1 protein-coding gene is annotated in these 455 nt (G+C 37.8%); it reads left to right on the top strand.

Annotation, left to right across the window (positions count from 1 at the left end; genetic code table 11):
- Positions 1-455, top strand: a 455-nt coding sequence (locus E2E34_RS37790; RefSeq protein WP_138905805.1) for a DUF2264 domain-containing protein, incomplete at both ends; no start/stop codon positions are given.

Genomic DNA, 455 nt, shown 5'->3' with positions numbered 1-455 from the left:
TTTCAGTATGGAATCGGCAGAGTTAGAAGGATTCGCTCGACCATTATGGGGTATTGTACCATTTGTCTATGGTGGAGGTGAGTTTAAGCATTGGGAAGTATTCAGAAGGGGGTTATCCAACGGAACAAACCCAAGTCATCCAGAGTTTTGGAAAGATGCTAATGATATCGATCAGCATTTGGTTGAATTAGCTGCCATTGGTTTTGCCTTATGCCTTGTTCCCGAGCATATTTGGAATCCTTTAACCGATGAAGCTAAGGAAAATGTTTCTAAATTTTTGCTTGAAGCAAGAGAGAACGAATTTAATCATTGTAATTGGAAATTTTTCAGGGTTATGATTGATTTAGGTTTGGAAAAAGTTGGTGTTAAATTTGATACGTCGTTGACAGAAGAATATTTCCAAGATTTGGAAACCATGTATATTGATGATGGTTGGTACGGTGATGGTGCAAATT

Source organism: Streptomyces albidochromogenes (genome assembly GCF_005981925.1).
Lineage (GTDB): Bacteria > Actinomycetota > Actinomycetes > Streptomycetales > Streptomycetaceae > Streptomyces > Streptomyces albidochromogenes.
The sequence above is the reverse complement of the archived record's forward strand: the minus strand, read 5'-3'. Positions and strand labels throughout refer to the sequence as shown.